Annotated in this window: 20 protein-coding genes; 9 read left to right on the top strand and 11 right to left on the bottom strand. The window is 72.6% G+C overall.

The window, feature by feature from the left end:
- Window positions 1-140: 140 nt before the first annotated feature.
- Both ABD973_RS09415 and ABD973_RS09420 read left to right on the top strand, forming a co-directional pair.
- Complete coding sequence (locus tag ABD973_RS09415; protein ID WP_125822526.1) at window positions 141-1265, top strand: ABC transporter ATP-binding protein; 1125 nt, start codon at window positions 141-143, stop codon at window positions 1263-1265.
- Window positions 1262-2116, top strand: coding sequence for an ABC transporter permease (locus ABD973_RS09420; protein WP_125594542.1), 855 nt, complete (start codon window positions 1262-1264; stop codon window positions 2114-2116). The genes ABD973_RS09415 and ABD973_RS09420 overlap by 4 nt, the downstream gene beginning before the upstream one ends.
- Window positions 2117-2126: 10 nt before the next feature.
- Here ABD973_RS09420 and ABD973_RS09425 read toward each other — a convergent pair whose 3' ends face one another.
- Entirely contained in the window at window positions 2127-2453 is a 327-nt protein-coding gene (locus ABD973_RS09425; RefSeq protein ID WP_125822525.1) for an ATP/GTP-binding protein, read from the bottom strand.
- Between the two features lie 248 nt (window positions 2454-2701).
- Between ABD973_RS09425 and ABD973_RS09430 the strand changes: the two genes are divergently transcribed.
- Complete coding sequence (locus ABD973_RS09430) at window positions 2702-3733, top strand: LLM class flavin-dependent oxidoreductase (protein WP_125594556.1); 1032 nt, start codon at window positions 2702-2704, stop codon at window positions 3731-3733.
- Window positions 3734-3814: 81 nt separating this feature from the next.
- Here the strand turns inward: ABD973_RS09430 and ABD973_RS09435 are convergent, their stop codons facing one another.
- A complete protein-coding gene (locus ABD973_RS09435; protein ID WP_125594540.1) occupies window positions 3815-4207 on the bottom strand; it encodes an SCO5389 family protein in 393 nt (130 codons plus the stop codon).
- Between the two features lie 220 nt (window positions 4208-4427).
- Between ABD973_RS09435 and nucS the strand changes: the two genes are divergently transcribed.
- Complete coding sequence (gene nucS / locus ABD973_RS09440) at window positions 4428-5099, top strand: endonuclease NucS (RefSeq protein WP_206436563.1); 672 nt, start codon at window positions 4428-4430, stop codon at window positions 5097-5099.
- Window positions 5100-5525: 426 nt separating this feature from the next.
- Here the strand turns inward: nucS and ABD973_RS09445 are convergent, their stop codons facing one another.
- Window positions 5526-7877: an ATP-binding protein gene (locus tag ABD973_RS09445; protein WP_425586082.1), complete on the bottom strand. Its 2352-nt coding sequence runs from the start codon at window positions 7875-7877 to the stop codon at window positions 5526-5528.
- Here ABD973_RS09445 and ABD973_RS34735 point away from each other — a divergent pair.
- On the top strand, window positions 7852-8100 hold the full coding sequence (locus ABD973_RS34735; RefSeq protein ID WP_425586083.1) for a pentapeptide repeat-containing protein: 249 nt from the start codon (window positions 7852-7854) through the stop codon (window positions 8098-8100). The genes ABD973_RS09445 and ABD973_RS34735 overlap by 26 nt on opposite strands.
- A gap of 205 nt (window positions 8101-8305) precedes the next feature.
- Here the strand turns inward: ABD973_RS34735 and ABD973_RS09450 are convergent, their stop codons facing one another.
- From ABD973_RS09450 to ABD973_RS09460, 3 genes are all read right to left on the bottom strand, one after another.
- Entirely contained in the window at window positions 8306-8947 is a 642-nt protein-coding gene (locus tag ABD973_RS09450; protein WP_125822522.1) for a LysE family translocator, read from the bottom strand.
- 52 nt (window positions 8948-8999) lie between these two features.
- Window positions 9000-9323: an STAS domain-containing protein gene (locus ABD973_RS09455; protein ID WP_125603340.1), complete on the bottom strand. Its 324-nt coding sequence runs from the start codon at window positions 9321-9323 to the stop codon at window positions 9000-9002.
- A gap of 159 nt (window positions 9324-9482) precedes the next feature.
- A complete protein-coding gene (locus ABD973_RS09460; RefSeq protein WP_125603341.1) occupies window positions 9483-10331 on the bottom strand; it encodes a 3-hydroxyacyl-CoA dehydrogenase family protein in 849 nt (282 codons plus the stop codon).
- A gap of 240 nt (window positions 10332-10571) precedes the next feature.
- Between ABD973_RS09460 and ABD973_RS09465 the strand changes: the two genes are divergently transcribed.
- Entirely contained in the window at window positions 10572-11144 is a 573-nt protein-coding gene (locus ABD973_RS09465) for a cob(I)yrinic acid a,c-diamide adenosyltransferase (RefSeq protein ID WP_125822521.1), read from the top strand.
- A 353-nt stretch (window positions 11145-11497) separates the two neighbouring features.
- Here ABD973_RS09465 and ABD973_RS09470 read toward each other — a convergent pair whose 3' ends face one another.
- Window positions 11498-12073, bottom strand: coding sequence for a hypothetical protein (locus ABD973_RS09470; protein WP_345499780.1), 576 nt, complete (start codon window positions 12071-12073; stop codon window positions 11498-11500).
- A gap of 157 nt (window positions 12074-12230) precedes the next feature.
- Here ABD973_RS09470 and ABD973_RS09475 point away from each other — a divergent pair, with 157 nt between their 5' ends.
- The 3 genes from ABD973_RS09475 (at window position 12231) to ABD973_RS09485 (ending at window position 16106) form a co-directional block, all read left to right on the top strand.
- The gene (locus tag ABD973_RS09475) at window positions 12231-13427 is read left to right on the top strand and encodes a sensor histidine kinase (RefSeq protein ID WP_386382354.1); all 1197 of its coding nucleotides are present in this window, start codon (window positions 12231-12233) and stop codon (window positions 13425-13427) included.
- Window positions 13424-14077, top strand: a complete 654-nt coding sequence (locus tag ABD973_RS09480; protein WP_125603345.1) for a response regulator — start codon at window positions 13424-13426, stop codon at window positions 14075-14077. Before ABD973_RS09475 ends, ABD973_RS09480 begins: the two co-directional genes overlap by 4 nt.
- Window positions 14078-14213: 136 nt before the next feature.
- On the top strand, window positions 14214-16106 hold the full coding sequence (locus ABD973_RS09485; RefSeq protein ID WP_241253383.1) for a glycoside hydrolase family 18 chitinase: 1893 nt from the start codon (window positions 14214-14216) through the stop codon (window positions 16104-16106).
- Between the two features lie 93 nt (window positions 16107-16199).
- Here the strand turns inward: ABD973_RS09485 and ABD973_RS09490 are convergent, their stop codons facing one another.
- From ABD973_RS09490 to ABD973_RS09505, 4 genes are all read right to left on the bottom strand, one after another.
- The gene (locus ABD973_RS09490; RefSeq protein ID WP_125600436.1) at window positions 16200-16646 is read right to left on the bottom strand and encodes a DUF2550 domain-containing protein; all 447 of its coding nucleotides are present in this window, start codon (window positions 16644-16646) and stop codon (window positions 16200-16202) included.
- 127 nt (window positions 16647-16773) lie between these two features.
- Window positions 16774-17148 carry a F0F1 ATP synthase subunit epsilon gene (locus ABD973_RS09495; protein WP_007266595.1) on the bottom strand — a complete coding sequence of 125 codons (375 nt, stop codon included), beginning with the start codon at window positions 17146-17148 and terminating at the stop codon, window positions 16774-16776.
- 141 nt (window positions 17149-17289) lie between these two features.
- Window positions 17290-18732, bottom strand: a complete 1443-nt coding sequence (atpD, locus tag ABD973_RS09500; RefSeq protein WP_031148271.1) for a F0F1 ATP synthase subunit beta — start codon at window positions 18730-18732, stop codon at window positions 17290-17292.
- Window positions 18732-19649, bottom strand: coding sequence for a F0F1 ATP synthase subunit gamma (locus tag ABD973_RS09505; protein WP_007266593.1), 918 nt, complete (start codon window positions 19647-19649; stop codon window positions 18732-18734). Before ABD973_RS09505 ends, atpD begins: the two co-directional genes overlap by 1 nt.
- Window positions 19650-19654: the final 5 nt, after the last annotated feature.

Consider the following 19654-nt stretch of genomic DNA (forward strand, 5'->3'; position numbering starts at 1 on the left):
CCCCGAGTACTACGGGACATCCCCGGGTCGGATCTCAGGGGCACCTCAGGGATCCGGCCCGGAAGGGAACCGCACGGGCCCCGATATCCTCTTAAGGCGTACGCGGGCGAGAGCCGTCCCGGCTGGCAAGGGGCACGAGGATGATCGAGGCAGTCGGCCTGACCAAGCGCTTCGGCGCCAAGACCGCCGTCGACCAGCTGTCCTTCCAGGTCAAGCCGGGCCACGTGACGGGCTTCCTCGGACCCAACGGCTCCGGCAAGTCCACCACCATGCGCATGGTCCTCGGGCTGGACCGGCCCACCTCCGGCCGCGTCACGATCAACGGCCTCCCCTTCCGGGAGCTGCCGAACGCCCAGCGGCACGTCGGCGCCCTGCTCGACGCCAAGGCCGTGCACGGAGGCCGCCGGGCCCGCACGCACCTGCTGTCCATCGCCCAGCTCTCCGGGATCCCCGAGAAGCGCGTGGACGAGGTCCTCGGCGTGGTCGGCCTCCAGGACGCCGCCCGCCAACGCACCAAGGGCTTCTCCCTCGGCATGGGCCAGCGCCTGGGCATCGCGGCCGCCCTGCTCGGCGACCCGCAGGTGCTGCTCTTCGACGAGCCGGTCAACGGCCTCGACCCCGAGGGCATCCTCTGGGTCCGCAACCTCATGCGCAAGCTGGCCTCCGAGGGCCGGACCGTCTTCGTCTCCTCGCACCTGATGAGCGAGATGGCCCTCACCGCCGACCACCTGATCGTGATCGGCCGGGGCCGGCTGCTGGCCGACATGAGCACCCAGGACTTCATCACGCACAATTCGGCCGGATTCGCGCGGGTGCGTGCCGCCGCCGGCCCCGCCTCCGACGGCTCCGACGGCCGGACCTCCCTCGCCTCCGCCCTGACCCGGGCGGGCGGCCGGGTCCTCCAGGAGCCCGACGGGGCGCTGCGCGTCACCGGGCTGGAGCTGCCGCGCGTCAGCGACCTCGCGCACGAGGCCGGCGTACGGCTGTGGGAGCTCTCCCCGCACCGGGCCTCGCTGGAGGAGGCCTACATGCGGATGACGCAGTCCTCCGTCGAGTACACCTCCACCGAGGACCCCCGCGCCGAGCTCTGGGAGCCCGAGCCGCTGACCGTCCCGGAATGGGAGGAGGAGGCGGCCGTCCCCGTGGAGACCGCGGCGAGCTTCTTCGCTCCCCCGCCCCCCGGATCCGGGCGCCCCTTCCTGATGCCGGGCAGCGCCGCCGATCTGGCCCGCGATTCCGAGAACACCCCCGAGGAACACCGATGACCCCCACCCCCGCCGGGCCGCCCGCGGCGAGCGCGGAGCAGCCGCGGGCGTACAGCTCGCCCCTGCCCACGCCCCGGCCGCACCTGGGGCACGCCATCGCCTCGGAGTGGACGAAGCTGACCTCCGTGCGCTCCACCCTGTGGACGCTCGGCTCCCTCGTGGCGCTGGTCGTCGGCGTCGGCATGATCGCCGTGCTCCAGACCGGGGCCGCCGACTACCAGTACCTCCCCTTCACCGGTCCCGCCCTGTTCGGGCTGATGGCCGGCCAGGTGTCGGTGATCGTGCTGGGCGTGCTGACGATCTCCTCCGAGTTCGGCACCGGCCTCATCCGCACCACCTTCACCGCCGCCCCCGAGCGGCTGCGGGTGCTCACCGCCAAGTACCTGGTCTTCGGCACCTGCGCGTTCCTCGTCACCCTGGGCTCGGTGCTGTTCGTCGGCCTGTGGGCCGCGGTCCTGCACAACGGACCCGCCGCCGGGGTGCACGGCCTGAGCGACTGGACGGGCGCGGTCGCCGGCTCCTTCTACGTGACCCTGCTGGGCGTCCTCGCGCTCGCGGTCGGGGCGCTGGTACGGCACTCCGCGGGCGGGATCGCGGTCATGCTCGGCGTGGTCACGATGCCGCCGGTGCTCGGGGCGATACTGACCTCCTGGCCGGTCACCTCGTCGCTCGGGGGGCTGGTGCTCCGCTACAACGCCCCGGTGGGACTGGTGCAGCTCTTCGGGTTGCAGGGCGTCGACATGGAGGGCCGGTCGGCCCCCAGCAACGTGGTCCAGCTCGTCCTGCTGCTGGTGGTGACGGCCGGCGCGGTCGTCGCGTCCTACGTGGTGGTGCGCCGCCGGGACGTGTGACGGGCTTCCTCTAGTACCGGGGAGCGTTGCGGGACCGCTGCACCTTGGAGGTGCGGCGGTCCTTCGCGTTCCAGCAGGCCTTGTGCCAGTGCCGGCGGTCGTCGACGCCGCCGTACTCGGGCCACGCCACCAGGTGCGGGGTGCCCGCGGGGATCTCCTGGTCGCAGCCGGGGCAGCGGTAGCGCTTGCCCGCCGCACCGGCCCCCGCCACGTGCCGGACCTTCCAGTCCTCGCCCAGGTACTCCTCGGTGCGCTCCAGGCCGAACCGGTCGAGGCCGGTGCCGGGTCGTTCGTCCGGAGTCTCGCCGCCCCTGGGGCGGTTGTGGCGCGGTGACACGTATACCTCACGAAGGGGCGGGCGACAGTGACTTTCTCCCAGACTACGCGCAGCGAGCCGGGGTACCCGCAGGGTGGCTGGTGGACGCAGGCCCTCCGCGGGGAGCTGGCCCGACAATCTCAATAACTTTCCTGTCAGGCCGTGCCTTTGGCACGTGTCAGACGTTGTTGCCAGCAGACGTCGATGCCGTCGACGAGTCGGTCCGCCTGGGGGAGGCCGCGTCAGCCGCGAGGAGGCTAAGGGCGATGATGCGCGTAGGAGCGTTTGTACTGGCGGCCCAGTTCCCTGGTCAGGGACAGGGCGAGGCACTGCACCGGGCGGTGCGGACCGCCGAGGTGGCGGAGGAGTCCGGGCTGGACTCGGTCTGGGTCGCCGAGCACCACTTCGTGCCGTACGGGGTCTGCCCGTCGGCGGTGACCCTGGCGGCCCTGCTGCTGGGCCGGACCCGGCGGCTGCGGGTGGGCACGGCGGTGAGCGTGTTGCCGAACACGCATCCGGTGGCCCTGGGCGAGCAGGCGGCCCTGCTGCACGTCACCTCGGGGGGCCGGTTCACCCTGGGGGTGGGGCGCGGCGGGCCGTGGGTGGACCTGGAGGTGCTCGGAGCGGGCCTGGAGGCGTACGAGAGCGGTTTCCCGGAGGACCTCGACCTGCTGCGGCGCTGGCTGGCGGAGCCCAGGGTGGGGGCGGCCGGGCCGCGGCACTCCTTCCGCGAGGTGGCCGTCGTACCGCGCCCGTCCGAGGCGCTGGACGGTGACGGGACGGGGCCGGAAGTGATCGTCGCGTGCACCTCCCCGGCGTCGGTACGGCTGGCCGCGGAGCGCGGGCTGCCGATGCTGCTGGGCATGCACAGCGGGGACGAGGAGAAGGCCGAGCAGGTCGCGCTGTGGCGACGGACCGCGCTGGCGCACGGGCACCCGCCGGAGTCCGTGCGGGCCGCCGGGCACGTGTCGGCCGGGGTCTGCCAGCTGGCGGACCACTCGGCCGACGCGCGCGAGACCCTGCTGAAGTCGATGCCGGGCTGGTTGCGCCAGGGCCTGGGCGCCCACGTGACGGTGGACGGCCGGCAGCGCGCGATGCGGGACCCGCACGCGTACACGGAACTGCTGTGCTCACTGCACCCCGTCGGCAGCCCCGCCCTGGCGGCGGACCGGCTGGCGCAGACGTCGGAACGGACGGGCATCACCCGCTTCGCCCTGCTGACGGAGGGGTCGGGTGACCTCGCCGCCACGGAGGACAACGTCCGCCGCCTCGGCTCGGAGGTCCTCCCCCTGCTGGTGTGACCCCGTACGGGGCCTGGGGCTGCCGCTCCTGTGCCAGTCGCACCTCCCGCGACACGGAGCGGCAGCGGAGTACCGGTACCGCTAGCAGTCCCGAAGTTCCGGGGACTGGTTGAGCAGCTGGCCGCGGATCGAGGTGAACTTGGCCAGCCGGTCGTCCACCGAGGGATCCAGCGGGAACACGGCCACACGGTGGCAGTTCTGGAACGCCAGGCGCACCCCGAAGTGCCGCTGCAGCGCACCCCGTATCGCGTCACTCGCGAGCGCGCGCAGCAGCTGCCCGCGCGCCTGCTCGTCCGGCGGCGGCGTCTGGTTGTCGGCGAACTCTCCGCCCTCAACCTCCAGCTGGGCCACCAACGAGCTGATCATCTCCCATGCGTAAGGCAGGGAGGTCCGGACGCAGTCGACGAAGGCGGCTTCGTCGACCTCGCCTCGCTCGGCCTGTTCGAGTAGGGCCGGTGAGACGTCGAGCGACATGGGTTCTCCTCTCGTGACCCAGGCAGTTTGGGCTGCCTGGGTCCTACGGGCAGGGAGGGAGGCCGCGACGCAGTGTGCACGCTCGACAACCTCCCGCTCACCACGGTAGGCGCCCACAGGGTGACGCACCAGGAGAATGCGCATACAACGCGCCATCGGCGAACGGGGCTTTCAGGGGCGAATCGCGTGGAGGCCCGTCGGTCGAGTAGCGTTGCCGACCATGCGTCTCGTCATTGCCCGCTGCTCCGTCGACTACGCGGGCCGGCTCACCGCCCATCTGCCCTCGGCACCCCGTCTGATCCTCGTGAAGGCCGACGGCAGTGTCTCGATCCACGCGGACGACCGGGCGTACAAACCGCTCAACTGGATGTCGCCTCCGTGCACCCTCAAGGAGGGGACCGGGGACGACGCGAGCGTCTGGACCGTGGTCAACAAGGCGGGCGAGAAGCTCATCATCACCATGGAGGAAGTCCTCCACGACTCCTCCCACGAGCTGGGCACGGACCCCGGCCTCATCAAGGACGGCGTCGAGGCGCACCTCCAGGAGCTGCTGGCCGACCGCATCGACACGCTGGGCGAGGGCTACACCCTGATCCGGCGCGAGTACATGACGGCGATCGGCCCGGTCGACATCCTGTGCCGGGACGCCGCCGGCGCGACGGTGGCGGTGGAGATCAAGCGGCGCGGCGAGATCGACGGCGTCGAGCAGCTGACCCGCTACCTGGAGCTGCTGAACCGCGACCCGCACCTCGCGCCGGTGCGCGGCGTCTTCGCGGCGCAGGAGATCAAGCCGCAGGCCCGGGTCCTGGCCAACGACCGCGGGATGGACTGCGTGGTGCTCGACTACAACGCCCTCCGCGGCATCGAGGACGACAAGCTCCGCCTGTTCTGATCCTTTTGACGCGCCGCTCGCGCGGCTGGGCGCCTGGGCGCCTCACCGGCTTCGCGCCGCTGCGCCAGACTCCGTCCGGCGGCCGTCGGGCGGGGTCCGGGCTCTCTTCGCCGCCGTCTGCGGCCCGTCGTTCCCCTCGGCCCTCCGAGCCCCTGCGGCTCGGGGGGCCGTTGTCGCCTCAGGCGCCGGCGCGGCTGGGGGGCTGGCGCTGCGCGCGCCGGTGCGGGTCACTGCACGGCGCTACCGCGCCCGCGCCTCAAACGCCGGCGGGGCTGGAAGCGCGCCGCGTGCGCTCCAGGCCGCCCGGCGGCCTGCAGAATTCAGCCCCGCCGGCGTTTGAGGCGCGGGGTCTGGGGCGGAGCCCCAGGGAACGGTGGAAGGGCGGGTAGGGGACGGCCCCGCGCAGCGGCATCGGCCCCCGGGCGGTCAGATGGTCTTCGGGGACTCCGACGCCGGCGGGGACTGGGCCTCCGTCGAGCTCGTCGACGTCGTCGGGGTGGCCGGCCCCGTCGGCGTGACCGGGGGCGTCGTCGGCGGCGTCGGTGAGGGCGTCGTGGGCGGCGGAGTGGTCGCCGGGGGCGGCGTCGTCGCCGGCGGCGGCGTCGTGGCCGGCGGGGTCGGGTCCGGTCCCGGCTGCTGCGGACCCGGCGTCCCGGCCGGCGGCGGGGTCGTGGGCGCGGAGCCCCCGCCCCGGGTCGGGTCGCTCCCCGCCCCCGGCGGAACCACCGGCTCCGCCGGCGAATCGTTCCCGCTGTTCCCCGGAACCCGCGGCGGGGTCACCGCAGGCGCGTCCGGGGTCGAGGACACGGTCGGCTCCACCGGCTGCTCCGGGTCCTCCCCCGCCGTCAGCGACAGGCCGACGACCGTGCCGAGCGCCACCACCGTCAGCGCCCCGGCGGCGGCCAGCAGCACCGTCTTGCGCGGCCGGCCGGGTCCGGGCTCGGGGCGCCGCACGAACGGCGCCGGCGCCGGGGCCGGGCCCGGCTGCGGCGCCGCCGTGAACGCGTCCGCGTAGACCTGGGACAGGGTCGCGGGCGACCCGGCCGGCTTCCCGATCACCGGGGTCACCTGGGTGACCGCCTCGGAGCCGGCCTGCTTCGCCACGGCGCCCGCGCCCGTGCCCGCGCCCGTACCCGTACCCGTACCCGCGCCCGTGCCCGGCGGCAGCGCGGCCAGGACCGGCGGGGCCTCCAGCCGCAGCGGCGGCGAGGCCTGGGCCCCCCTCGCCTCCCGGTCCCGGTCGGTGACCAGCGCCAGCGCCCGCCGCCCGGCGACCGTGCCGCGCTTGTCGGCCAGCGCCCCGCGCAGCCCGATCGAGGCCTCCAGCTCCGCCCGCGCCCGGTCCAGACGCCCCTCGCACAGCGCGAGGACGCCGAGCTCGTGGTGGAAGTACGCCTGCTCCGCGACCTCCCCCGCCTTCCGCGCGGCCTCCGCGCCCGAGCGCAGCACCCGCCCCCAGGCCTCCCAGGACGGCGCCGCCGCCAGCGCAGGGGCGGCCGTGCGGGCCAGCAGCACGGCGGCCACCACATCGGCCCCGCCCAGCGCGGCGAGCACCGCGTCGGCCTCCGCCGCGACCCGCTCCGGGGTCACCGAGGCGTGCCCGGTCCACCAGGCGTAGTGCCGGGCGGCGGTACGCGCCTCCTCGGCGGCGCTCTCCCCGTACCCGGCCTCCTCCAGCTGCCGTGCGACCCCCTCCGCGAGCCGGTAGCGGGGCCCGACGGGGGTGATCAGGCCGCAGCCGAGGAGTTCCGCGACGGCGGCGTCGGCGTGCGTGTCGCCGACCAGCGCGGGCAGGTGGGCGTGGTGCGGGAGTTCCCCGCCCAGGGCGCAGGCGCTCCGCAGGGCGGCCCGGGCCGACTCGCTCACCCGGGACGCCAGCAGCTCGGCGGGCGCGGCGGCCTGGGCCAGGGTGGGCAGCGGCACGTGGGAGGGGTCGCGGGGGCGTTCCTCGAAGACCCCGGGCTCGTCGTCCTCGTCGTCGGCGGAGCCCCCGTTGAGCTCGTCGCGCTGCCGCAGCAGTGCGGCGGCCTGCACGAAGCGCAGCGGCAGCCCCTCGGAGGCGAACCGCAGGTCCTCCGCCCAGGCCGTCTCCTCGTCGGTGAGCGGCCTGCCGGTGGCGGCCTCCAGCAGCCGTGCGCAGTCGGCCCGGCCGAGCCCGCCGAGGAAGACCTCCTCCAGGTGCGCGTCGTCGGAGGGGGCCTTGGCGTCGGGGGCGGCGGCGAGCAGGTAGGCGCATTCGGGGGTGGCGCGCAGCAGCTCGTCGAGGGCGGCGCCGCCGAGCTCGAGGTCGTCGAGGAGCACGATCGCGCCGATCTCGGCGACGCCCGCGAGGAGTTGCGTACGGTCGGGGCGCTCGTCCCGGGTGTCGTACACGGTGGCGTACAGGGTGTGGAGCAGTTCGGCGGGCTGCTGCCTGCCGTGGCCGCTGAGGCGGACGACCCCGTCGGGCGCGAGGTCCGCGCAGTCGGCGGCGACCGCGTCGAGGAGGACGGTGCGGCCGGATCCGGCGGGCCCGGTCAGCCGTACGGAGCGGCCGCGCCCGAGGAGGCGTACGAGCCGCTCCCGCTCGTCCGCGCGCGCCAGGAGCGGCAGGGCGGGCACGGGCGGTCCGGGCAGTACGGGCGGGCGCGCGGCGGCGTCCCGGTCGGCGCGGGAGGCGGCGGAGCGCTTGGCGGGGCGGCGGCCGGCCGCCGGGCGGGCCTCGGGCCGCAGGGGCTCGATCTCGCTGCCGTCGACGGGGTTGACGGTGAGGGTGAACTCCCCGCTGGTCAGGGTCACGACGCGGGCGGGGGCCGGCGCCTGCGCGGCGGATCCCGACGCCGGGGTCCTGGCCGGCGCGGTCTTGGCCGGCGCGGTCCTGGCCGGCGCGGTCTTGGCCGGCGCGGTCTTGGCCGGCGCGGTCTTGGCCGGCGCGGTCGCCGGAGCCGCCGCCGGAGCCGCCGCCGGTGTCCCGGCCGGGCGGCCCGCCGCGGCCCGTTCGTCCTGGCCCGGCTGCCCCTGAGTACGCTCCATGCCCCTGTCCCCCCGATCGCGCCGCGCGCCCGCCGCCGTCTTCGTCGTGCCCGGCGCCCGCTCACGTCGTCGTCGCCACCGGTCCGGTTTCGCCCGACCCTAGACCGTGGACGGGGCCGCCGTCACCGCCGGGGTGCCTTCACCACCGGACCGCCACGCTTCCCGCCTGCGGTCCTCGCGGCCGGTCCTCGCGGTCAGTCCTTGCGGCCGGTCACGGCGACGGTGACGCCGAGGCCGATCATGGCGAGCCCGCCGGTGCCGCCGATCAGGGAGAGGCGGCGCGGGGATCCGGCGAACCAGTCGCGGGTGGTGGCGGCGGCCAGGCCCCAGAGGCTGTCGAAGACGATCGCGATCAGGTTGAAGACCAGGCCGAGCAGCAGCATCTGGAGCATCACGTGGCCCTGCTCGCGGTCGACGAACTGGGGCAGCACGGCGGCGAAGAAGACGATGGTCTTGGGGTTGGCGACGCCGACCGCGAAGCCCTCGCCGAGGGTGCGCAGGGTGCCGCGGGCCTCGGGGGCCGCCTCGGCGACCGCGGCCCGCAGCGATCCGCGGCCGCGGAAGGCCTTGACGCCCAGGTGGACGAGGTAGGCGGCGCCGGCCAGCTTCAGGACGGTGAAGACGAGGACGGAGCGTTCGACGACGGCTCCGACGCCGAGCGCCACGGCCACGACGAGCACGTACGCTCCGAGCGTGTTCCCGGCCACCGTGGTCAGCGCGGCCCGCCGGCCCTGGGCGAGCGCCCGTCCGACGACGAAGAGCACGCTGGGGCCGGGGATCACGATCAGCACGAGGGACATGGCCGCGAAGGCCAGCAGTCTGTCGGTGGACACCATGGACCCATGTAAACCGAGCCCGCCCCGGGGGCGCAGCCCCTTTTTCCCCGGGTCACACCCGGGGCAGGGACTCCGCTTCCAGCCCGCCCTCGATCGCGAGGATGCGGTGCAGCCGGGTCGCGACGAGCAGCCGCTGCATCCGGTCGGGCACCCCGCGCAGGACCAGGCGCCGCCCGGTCCGGCCGGCCCGCCGGTGCGCCCCCATGATCACGCCGAGTCCGGTCGCGTCCCAGGAGTCCAGGCCGGTGAGGTCGAGCACGAGGTCGCCGTGGCCGTCGTCGAGGGCGGTGTGGAGGACCGTACGGGCGTCAGCCGCGCTGCGCACGTCGAGGCGGCCCCCGACAGCGAGTTCGGCGTGGTCGCCCCTGATGTGCATGTGTGCTCCCCGGCTTTACTGCGTACGTGTGGTCCGACGGGTCCGTGGTCGGCAACTCTCACTGCAACTGACTGCCGTGCGGGCGGTGAAGTTGCCGACCGTGAGCGAACCGATACCTAATTCACCCCCTGGGGGGTGCCGGGATTCGAACGCTCGTGCTCAGTGCTTGTAGAAGCCCTGGCCGCTCTTGCGGCCGATGTCGCCCGCGTCGACCATGCGGCGCATCAGCTCCGGCGGCGCGAACTTCTCGTCCTGGCACTCGGTGTAGATGTTGCTGGTGGCGTGCAGCAGGATGTCGACGCCCGTGAGGTCGGCGGTGGCCAGCGGGCCCATGGCGTGCCCGAAGCCCAGCTTGCAGGCGATGTCGATGTCCTCGGCGGTGGCCACGCCCGATTCGTAGAGCTTGGCGGCCTCCACGACCAGCGCGGAGATCAGGCGGGTGGTCACGAAGCCGGCGACGTCGCGGTTGACGACGATGCAGGTCTTGCCGACCGACTCGGCGAACGCGCGGGTCGTGGCGAGGGTCTCGTCGCTGGTCTTGTAGCCGCGCACCAGCTCGCAGAGCTGCATCATCGGGACGGGCGAGAAGAAGTGCGCGCCGACGACCCGCTCCGGGCGCTCCGTCACGGCCGCGATCTTGGTGATCGGGATGGCGGAGGTGTTGGAGGCCAGGACGGCGTCCTCGCGCACGATCTTGTCGAGGGTGCGGAAGATGTCGTGCTTGACCTCGAGCTTCTCGAAGACGGCCTCGACGACGATGTCCACGTCGGCGACCGCGTCGAGGTCGGTGGTCGTGGTGATCCGCGCGAGGGCCGCCTCGGCGTCCTCGGCGGTCAGCTTGCCCTTGGAGACGAACTTGTCGTACGAGGCCTTGATGCCGTCCGTGCCCCGGGTCAGAGCGGCATCGGTGACGTCCCGCAGGACGACGTCCCAACCCGCCTGAGCGGAGACCTGAGCGATCCCGGAACCCATCAGTCCCGCGCCGATGACGGCGAGCTTCCCAGCCACTGCACACCCCTCGTTGTTCTCAGTACGACCCGGCCTCGTAGCCTCTCCGGCGGAGACTAGCGCCCGTGAGGGGCGCAGTGACCGCGAAGTAACACGCGTCACGTCTCAGATGACGGACATCACACTGGTACGGGCCAGGAGGCGTACGGGGCCCCACAGTTCGGATCCCGCCACCGTCGTGCCGGGCCGCCGGCTCCCGCCGGGCGGTACGCCCGCGGCGGGCGCGTCTACGCTGGCGCCATGGTGAACCTGACGCGCATCTACACCCGTACCGGCGACAAGGGCACGACCGCCCTGGGGGACATGAGCCGGACCCGGAAGACGGACCTGCGGATCTCCGCGTACGCCGACGCCAACGAGGCCAACGCCGCCATCGGGACGGCGATCGCGCTGGGTGCGCTGCCGCAGGAGGTGGTGAAGGTCCTGGTCCGCGTGCAGAACGACCTGTTCGACGTCGGCGCCGACCTGTGCACGCCGGTCGTGGAGGACCCGGAGTACCCGCCGCTGCGGGTGGAGCAGTTCTACGTGGACCGGCTGGAGGCCGACTGCGACGTCTTCAACGGGCGGCTGGAGAAGCTGCGCAGCTTCATCCTCCCCGGCGGCACCCCGGGCGCGGCCCTGCTGCACCAGGCCTGCACGGTGGTCCGCCGGGCGGAGCGCTCCACGTGGGCGGCGCTGGAGGAGCACGGCGAGGTGATGAACCCCCTGACGGCCACCTACCTCAACCGCCTCTCCGACCTCCTCTTCATCCTGGCGCGGACGGCCAACAAGGAAGCCGGCGACGTGCTCTGGGTCCCCGGCGGGGAACGCTGACCGCACCCCGGCCCCACCGGGGGTCCGGGGGTCGCCCCCCGGGCCGGCACAGCATCCTGGCGCGGACGGCCAACAAGGAAGCCGGTGACGTGCTCTGGGTCCCCGGCGGGGAACGCTGACCGCACCCCGGCCCCACCGGGGGTCCGGGGGTCGCCCCCCGGGCCGGCACAGCATCCTGGCGCGGACGGCCAACAAGGAAGCCGGCGACATGCTCTGGGTCCCCGGCGGGGAACGCTGACCGCACCCCGGCCCCACCGGGGGTCCGGGGGTCGCCCCCCGGGCCGGCACAGCATCCTGGCGCGGACGGCCAACAAGGAAGCCGGCGACGTGCTCTGGGTCCCCGGCGGGGAGCGCTAGCGCTTGGTTTCGGCCAGGGGGGCGTCCTGGTCCGCCGTGCCCGCCGGGGCCTTGCGGGGCCAGATCGTGTAGGTCGCGGCGATCAGGGCCTGGATGGCGACGACCTTCAGGGCGATGCCCTGACAGGCCTCCAGCTGGGCGGTGTCGGCGCCGGCGCCGATGTACCAGATCCCGGCCTGGAGCAGTCCGTACGCGACCGCGGCCGCGGCCAGGGTCCGCACCCACAGCTTCCACTCGTGGACCGCGCGGGCCTTGCCGTACGGGCTTCCGGGCGGCTTCGGGCCCCCGGCGAAGCGGTGGGCGGCGTGCCCGTCGAGCCACTTCACGGTGTAGTGCCCGTAGCCGACGGTGTAGCCGATGTAGAGCGCCGCGACGCCGTGCCGCCAGCTCGGTTCGCCGCCGTTCTTCAGGTCGACGAAGGACGCCACCAGCAGCACCAGCTCCAGCAGCGGCTCCACCAGCAGCAGCGCGGCCCCGAGCCGCGGCATTCCGGCCAGGTAGCGCAGCGCCAGGCCGCCCGCCAGCAGCACCCAGAAGCCGACCTCACAGGCGATGATCAGCCCGACGAGCATGACGGCCCTCCTTTCGTTCCCCGGTTCCTCCGCTTCTCCTCCAAGGGTTCCGGCCGCCGCGCCCCGCCGCGTCGTCGCCAGTGACGAAAGCCCACTGCATCCTTCGATGTAGCGCCTTCTCAGCCCGGGTACCGAGGCCCCGCCGCGGCGGACCGTGTTGGATGGGGGCGTGCCCCCGAAGATCCCCCGCCCGCACCGCGACGACGTACTGCTCGCCGCCGTCAGCGTGCTCGCCGGCCTGCTGCTGTGGGTGCTGGGCGTGCACAGTACGCCCAGCCGGCACTCCCTGCCCGACTGGGCGGTGCTGGTCCCGCTGCTGGTGCTCGGCGCCCTGGAGCTGCTGCGCCGCACCATGCCCCGCGTCACCCTGTCCGTCGGCACCCTCGCCGTCATCGCGGACCAGTTCACCCTCGGCAACATCGCCAGCGTCATCATCTTCACCGACCTGATGTACGCCGCGGTGGTCTACGGCAAGCCGTCCATGGCCCGCCGGCTCCCGGTCAGCACCGGCCTGATCACCGTGGCCGTCACCATCGGCTCCCTGGTCTGGCTGCGCACCCCCCAGGCCCTGCTCATCGGCGTGATCACCGGCATCGTCAGCTTCGCCCCGGCCCTGACCGGCGCGACCCTGCGCAACCACCGCGAGGCCGCCGAGGCCGCCCGGCTGCGCGCGGAGCAGACGGCGCTGCTGGCCGAGATGGACCGCAGCCAGGCCGTGGTGGCCGAGCGCGCCCGGATGGCGCGGGAGCTGCACGACATGGTGGCCAACCACCTCTCGGCGATCGCCATCCACTCCACCGCCGCCCTCTCCATCGACTCCCCCGCCACCAGCCGCGAGGCGCTCGGGGTGATCCGGGAGAACAGCGTGCAGGGGCTGGCGGAGATGCGGCGGCTGATCGGGCTGCTGCGGGACGCGGGGGCGGAGCAGGAAGCCGTCGCCGTGCCCTCCCTGGACGGCTTGGAGGCGCTGCTGGGGCAGGCCCGTACGAACGGGTCCGCGAGCGGGCTGGACTTCGTCCTGGCGGACGAGCGGCCCACCGGGGCGGCGCTGCCGGCGCCGGTGGAGCTGGCGGCGTACCGGATCGTGCAGGAGTCGCTGACCAACGCCCTCAAGCACGCCGCCCCCGGTACCGTCCGGGTCCGCGTGGCGCACGGCGCGGGGCTGCTGACGGTGGCGGTGGACTCCCCGTACGGGGACCGGCCGGACCCGCGCGCCCCGGGTTCCGGGGCCGGGCTGATCGGCATGCGGGAGCGTACGGAGCTGCTGGGCGGGACGTTCACGGCGGGCGCGGCGGACAGGGTGTGGCAGGTGCGGGCCGTGCTGCCCGCCGAGGAGAGGGCGGTGCAGTCATGACCATCAGGGTGCTCGTGGCCGAGGACCAGCGGGCCGTACGGGCCGGTCTGGTGCTGATCCTGCGCAGTGCGGGCGACGTCGAGGTGGTGGGAGAGGCCGCCGACGGTGAGGAGGCGGTGCGGCTGGCGGACGAGCTGCGGCCGGACCTGGTCCTCATGGACGTGCAGATGCCGAGGCTCGACGGGGTGTCGGCCACCCGGCAGGTGGTGGAGCGGGGGCTGGCGGACGTGCTGGTCCTGACCACCTTCGACCTGGACGAGTACGTCTTCGGCGCGCTGCGGGCGGGAGCCGCGGGTTTCCTGCTGAAGGACGCGGACGCGGCGGAGCTGATCGCGGCGGTGCGGACGGTGGCGCGCGGGGAGGGGCTGATCGCCCCGGCGGTGACCCGGCGGCTGATCGCCGAGTTCGCGGCGCCGAAGGCGGTACGCGCTCCCGTGCGGCCGGCGGCGGCCGCGGCGGTGGAGTCGCTGACGCGGCGCGAGCGGGAGGTGCTCGGGGCGCTGGGCGAGGGGCTGTCGAACGCGGAGATCGCCGTGCGGCTGGACATGGCGGAGGCCACGGTGAAGACCCACGTCAGCAGGTTGCTGGGGAAGCTGGAGCTGCGCAGCCGGGTCCAAGCGGCCGTACTGGCGCAGGAGTTGGGGATCTAGACGGCCTCTGGAGCTAAGGTCTGGACCTCTTGACGCTTGGTCCAGACCTTTCTAGTCTCACCGCATCACTGTGGTGAGCGTGCCATGACAAAGAGCGACACGAGGCGTGCTCACGGGCGGCGCAGGTCCCACCCCCATGTACCGGTCGGCCCCACGATCGGTACGGACCTACGGAGGAGCACCCTTGAGCACAGCACCCCCACGCAACCGTCTGTTCAGGAGGCTGGCCGCGACCGTGGCCGCCCTCGCCCTGCCCGTCGCCGGCCTCGTCGGCCTGGCCGGCCCGGCGCAGGCGGCCCCCTCCGCGACCGCGACCTACACCAAGGTCTCCGACTGGGGCTCCGGCTTCGAGGGCAAGTGGACGGTGAAGAACACCGGCACCACCACCCTCAGCAGCTGGACCGTGGAGTGGGACTACCCGGCCGGCACCCGGGTCACCTCCGCCTGGGACGCCACCGTCACCAGCTCGGGCAACCACTGGACCGCCAAGAACGTCGGCTGGAACGGCACCCTGGCCCCCGGCGCCACCGTCAGCTTCGGCTTCAACGGCACCGGCGCCGGCGCCCCCTCCGGCTGCAAGATCAACGGCGGCTCCTGCGACGGCGGCACCAACCCCACCGACAACCCGCCCTCCGCCCCCGGCACCCCCACCGCGACCGGCGTCACCGAGAACGCGCTGACCCTGTCCTGGACGGCGGCCACCGACGACAAGGGCGTCAAGAACTACGACGTCTACCGCAACGGCGGCAAGCTCACCACCGTCACCGGCACCACCTTCAACGACGGCGGCCTGACCAAGGGCACCACGTACACCTACGCGGTCACCGCCCGTGACACCGCCGACCAGACCGGCCCCTCCTCGGGCGAGCTCACGGTCACCACCCCGGGCGGCGGCGGCACCGATCCGGACCCCGGCGCCAAGGTCAAGCTCGGCTACTTCACCGACTGGGGCGTCTACCAGCGCAACTACCACGTGAAGAACCTCGTCACCTCGGGCAGCGCCGCGAAGATCACCCACATCAACTACGCCTTCGGCAACGTCCAGAACGGCAAGTGCACCATCGGCGACGCCTACGCCGACTACGACAAGGCCTACACCGCCGACCAGAGCGTCGACGGCGTCGCCGACACCTGGGACCAGCCCCTGCGCGGCAACTTCAACCAGCTGCGCAAGCTCAAGGCCAAGTACCCGAACATCAAGGTCCTCTACTCCTTCGGCGGCTGGACCTGGTCCGGCGGCTTCGGCCAGGCCGCCCAGAACCCGGCCGCCTTCGCCGACTCCTGCCACGCCCTGGTCGAGGACCCCCGCTGGGCGGACGTCTTCGACGGCATCGACATCGACTGGGAGTACCCCAACGCCTGCGGCCTGTCCTGCGACACCAGCGGGGCGGCCTCCTTCAAGAACCTGATGTCGGCCCTGCGCGCCAAGTTCGGCGGCTCCAGCCTGGTCACCGCCGCGATCTCCGCCGACGGCTCCAACGGCGGCAAGCTCGACCTCGCCGACTACGGCGGCGCCGCCCAGTACGTCGACTTCTACAACGTCATGACGTACGACTTCTTCGGCGCCTGGGACGCCAAGGGCCCCACCGCCCCGCACTCCCCGCTGACCTCCTACGCCGGCATCCCGATCGCCGGCTTCAACTCCGAGGCCGCCATCACCAAGCTCAAGGGCAAGGGCATCCCCGGCTCCAAGCTCAACCTCGGCATCGGCTTCTACGGCCGCGGCTGGACCGGAGTCACCCAGGACGCCCCCGGCGGCACCGCCACCGGTCCCGCCCCGGGCACCTACGAGCAGGGCATCGAGGACTACAAGATCCTCAAGACCAGCTGCCCCACCACCGGAACCGTCGCCGGCACCGCCTACGCCAAGTGCGGCAGCAACTGGTGGAGCTACGACACCCCCGCCACCATCGCCTCGAAGATGACCTGGCTGAAGAACCAGGGCCTCAAGGGCGCCTTCTTCTGGGAGTTCAGCGGGGACACCGCCAACGGCGAACTGGCGAACGCGATCCACACCGGGCTGAGCTGACCCCCACGCCCTGCACGGCCCGGTGTACGACGAAGCCGGGGAGGCGGGACCGTCCCCCGCCTCCCCGGCTTCCTCACGTACCGGTCGCCCGCGTCAGGCCACGTTCACCCTCTGACCGGGCGGCGCCGCCTCCAGCCACGCCAGGAAGCCGGTCAGCGCGTCCTCGCTCATCGCCAGCTCCAGGCGCGTCCCCTGGTGGGAACAGCCGAGCACGACGGCGTCGGACAGCAGGGCCAGCTCCTCCTCGCCCTCGGGCGCACGCCGCGCGAGCACCTCGATGGAGGAACGCTCCAGCAGCCGGCGCGGGCGGGGCGAGTACGAGAAGACGCGGAACCACTCGATCCGGTCACCGCTGTAGCGGGCGACCCCGTAGACCCAGCCCTTGCCGGAGGCGTCGGGCTCCTCGGCCACGCCCCAGCGCATGCTGCAGTCGAAGGTCCCGCCGGACCGCTGGATGAGTCTGCGGCGCAGCCCGAACACGAACAGCCCGATCACCACCAGGGCTACGACCAGGCCGCTCACAAGCAGAGCGAGGAGCATCTTCACCGACCTCCTCGCTCATCGAAAACCGCACAAACAAAAGTACGTACATCGCCTCAGCCGCGACCCGGTCCGGAAAATTCCGGACCTGACCGCGGCTGAGGTATCAAACTGTTCGGTACGGGGCTCAGTGCCCCGCGACCGCGCGCAGCCGGACATCGGCGCGACGTTCGGCGGCCGCGTCGGCCTCCGACTTCGCGCGCTCCAGTGCCCGCTCCGCCCGCTGGACGTCGATCTCGTCCGCGAGCTCGGCGATCTCGGCCAGCAGGGACAGCTTGTTGTCCGCGAACGAGATGAATCCGCCGTGCACCGCGGCGACGACAGTGCCGCCCTCGCTGGTACGGATGGTCACCGGGCCCGATTCCAGCACACCGAGAAGCGGCTGGTGACCGGGCATGACGCCGATGTCGCCGGACGTGGTGCGGGCGACGACCAGGGTGGCCTCGCCGGACCAGACATTGCGGTCCGCCGCGACCAGCTCGACGTGCAGCTCAGCAGCCAAGGTGGCTCCTCGGGTCACCACCCGGCGGGTCAGCCGGGTGTTGGGTCAAATTCTAATGGGCGTGTGGAGAGGGACGGGACACACCCGCCCCTCTCCGGTGCAGCTTGTGAGCCGGATGCGCTCCTCGCGGAGCGCGCCGGATCAGGAGACGCCCAGCTCCTTGGCGTTGGCCTTCAGGTCCTCGATGCCACCGCACATGAAGAACGCCTGCTCGGGGAAGTGGTCGTACTCACCGTCGCAGATCGCGTTGAACGCGGTGATCGACTCGTCGAGCGGAACGTCCGAACCGTCCACGCCGGTGAACTGCTTGGCGACGTGGGTGTTCTGCGACAGGAAGCGCTCGACGCGACGGGCACGGTGGACAACGAGCTTGTCCTCCTCGCCCAGCTCGTCGATACCGAGGATCGCGATGATGTCCTGGAGGTCCTTGTACTTCTGCAGGATCCCCTTGACACGCATGGCGGCCGCGTAGTGGTCCGCCGCGATGTACCGCGGGTCGAGGATGCGGGACGTCGAGTCCAGCGGGTCCACGGCCGGGTAGATGCCCTTCTCGGAGATCGGACGGGAGAGAACCGTCGTCGCGTCGAGGTGGGCGAAGGTGGTCGCCGGCGCCGGGTCGGTCAGGTCGTCCGCGGGGACGTAGATCGCCTGCATCGAGGTGATCGAGTGACCACGGGTCGAGGTGATGCGCTCCTGGAGGAGACCCATCTCGTCGGCCAGGTTCGGCTGGTAACCCACCGCGGAGGGCATGCGGCCGAGCAGGGTCGACACCTCGGAACCCGCCTGGGTGTACCGGAAGATGTTGTCGATGAAGAACAGCACGTCCTGCTTCTGAACATCGCGGAAGTACTCCGCCATGGTCAGACCGGCGAGCGCGACGCGCAGACGGGTGCCCGGGGGCTCGTCCATCTGGCCGAAGACGAGGGCCGTCTTGTCGATGACGCCCGAGTCGCCCATTTCCTCGATGAGGTCGTTGCCCTCACGGGTACGCTCACCGACGCCCGCGAAGACCGACACACCGTCGTGGTTGTTGGCGACGCGGTAGATCATTTCCTGGATCAGAACGGTCTTGCCGACACCGGCACCACCGAACAGACCGATCTTTCCACCCTTGACGTACGGGGTGAGAAGGTCGATGACCTTGACGCCGGTCTCGAACATCTCGGTCTTCGACTCGAGCTCGTCGAAGGAGGGCGCCTTGCGGTGGATGGGCCAGCGCTCGGTGACCTCGGCGTTCGCCTCCGGGTAGTTCAGCACCTCACCCAGGGTGTTGAACACCTTGCCCTTGGTGAAGTCACCGACGGGGACGGTGATGCCCTCGCCCGTGTCGGTCACCGGGGCCTGGCGGACCAGACCGTCGGTGGGCTGCATGGAGATCGTGCGGACCATGCCGTCACCCAGGTGCTGGGCGACCTCAAGGGTCAGCGTCTTGAGCGCGCCGTCCTCGGCCGGGTCGGCGACCTGGACCTTCAGCGCGTTGTAGATGTCGGGCATCGCGTCGACGGGGAACTCCACGTCGACGACCGGGCCGATGACCCGGGCGACGCGGCCCGTGGCGGCGGCCGTCTCAACAGAGGTCGTCATTACTTGTCACTCCCCGCGGTCGCGTCGGCCATGGCGCTCGCGCCACCGACGATCTCGCTGATTTCCTGGGTGATTTCGGCCTGGCGGGCCGCGTTGGCAAGCCGGGAGAGGCTCTTGATGAGGTCTCCGGCGTTGTCGGTCGCCGACTTCATCGCGCGGCGGCGGGCAGCGTGCTCGGAAGCGGCCGCCTGCAGCAGTGCGTTGTAGATCCGGCTCTCGACGTAGCGCGGCAGCAGGGCGTCGAGGACGTCCTCCGCCGACGGCTCGAACTCGAACAGCGGAAGGATCTCGCCCTTCGCGCCGTCCTCCTCCTGAGCCTGGTCGAGGCTGAGCGGCAGCATCCGGCCGTCCACGGCGTTCTGCGTCATCATCGACACGAATTCCGTGTAGACGATGTGCAGTTCGTCGACGCCGCCCTCGGCCGTCTCCGTCTGGATGGCCTCGATCAGCGGCGCCGCGACGCGCTTGGCGTCGGCGTAGGCCGGGCTGTCGGTGAAGCCGGTCCACGACTCCGTGACCTTGCGCTCACGGAAGCCGTAGTAGGCGACACCCTTGCGGCCGACGATGTAGCTGTCGACCTCCTTGCCCTCCGCGCGGAGCCGCTCGGTGAGCCGGTCGGCCTGCTTGATGGCGTTCGAGGAGTAGCCGCCGGCCAGACCGCGGTCGCTCGTGATGAGCACGATCGCGGCCCGGGTCGGCGTCTCGACCTCGGTGGTCAGGGCGTGCTTGGTGTTCGAGCCGGTCGCCACCGCGGTCACCGCACGGGTGAGCTCGGTCGCGTACGGCATCGACGCCGCCACCTTGCGCTGCGCCTTGACGATGCGCGAGGCGGCGATCATCTCCATCGCCTTGGTGATCTTCTTGGTCGCCGTGATGGCACGGATGCGACGCTTGTAGACCCGGAGCTGCGCTCCCATGAGTC

This window comes from Streptomyces racemochromogenes (genome assembly GCF_039535215.1).
GTDB classification, from domain to species: Bacteria; Actinomycetota; Actinomycetes; order Streptomycetales; family Streptomycetaceae; genus Streptomyces; species Streptomyces racemochromogenes.

What these genes read in the sequence shown, in the direction of transcription:
- ABD973_RS09415 (WP_125822526.1), top strand. Translation starts at nt 141, where the DNA reads ATGATCGAGGCAGTCGGCCTGACCAAGCGCTTCGGCGCCAAGACCGCC.
- ABD973_RS09420 (WP_125594542.1), top strand. Translation starts at nt 1,262, where the DNA reads ATGACCCCCACCCCCGCCGGGCCGCCCGCGGCGAGCGCGGAGCAGCCG.
- ABD973_RS09430 (WP_125594556.1), top strand. Translation starts at nt 2,702, where the DNA reads ATGCGCGTAGGAGCGTTTGTACTGGCGGCCCAGTTCCCTGGTCAGGGA.
- ABD973_RS09435 (WP_125594540.1), bottom strand. Translation starts at nt 4,207, where the DNA reads ATGTCGCTCGACGTCTCACCGGCCCTACTCGAACAGGCCGAGCGAGGC.
- nucS (WP_206436563.1), top strand. Translation starts at nt 4,428, where the DNA reads ATGCGTCTCGTCATTGCCCGCTGCTCCGTCGACTACGCGGGCCGGCTC.
- ABD973_RS09450 (WP_125822522.1), bottom strand. Translation starts at nt 8,947, where the DNA reads ATGGTGTCCACCGACAGACTGCTGGCCTTCGCGGCCATGTCCCTCGTG.
- ABD973_RS09455 (WP_125603340.1), bottom strand. Translation starts at nt 9,323, where the DNA reads ATGCACATCAGGGGCGACCACGCCGAACTCGCTGTCGGGGGCCGCCTC.
- ABD973_RS09465 (WP_125822521.1), top strand. Translation starts at nt 10,572, where the DNA reads ATGGTGAACCTGACGCGCATCTACACCCGTACCGGCGACAAGGGCACG.
- ABD973_RS09470 (WP_345499780.1), bottom strand. Translation starts at nt 12,073, where the DNA reads ATGCTCGTCGGGCTGATCATCGCCTGTGAGGTCGGCTTCTGGGTGCTG.
- ABD973_RS09480 (WP_125603345.1), top strand. Translation starts at nt 13,424, where the DNA reads ATGACCATCAGGGTGCTCGTGGCCGAGGACCAGCGGGCCGTACGGGCC.
- ABD973_RS09485 (WP_241253383.1), top strand. Translation starts at nt 14,214, where the DNA reads ATGTACCGGTCGGCCCCACGATCGGTACGGACCTACGGAGGAGCACCC.
- ABD973_RS09490 (WP_125600436.1), bottom strand. Translation starts at nt 16,646, where the DNA reads ATGCTCCTCGCTCTGCTTGTGAGCGGCCTGGTCGTAGCCCTGGTGGTG.
- atpD (WP_031148271.1), bottom strand. Translation starts at nt 18,732, where the DNA reads ATGACGACCTCTGTTGAGACGGCCGCCGCCACGGGCCGCGTCGCCCGG.
- ABD973_RS09505 (WP_007266593.1), bottom strand. Translation starts at nt 19,649, where the DNA reads ATGGGAGCGCAGCTCCGGGTCTACAAGCGTCGCATCCGTGCCATCACG.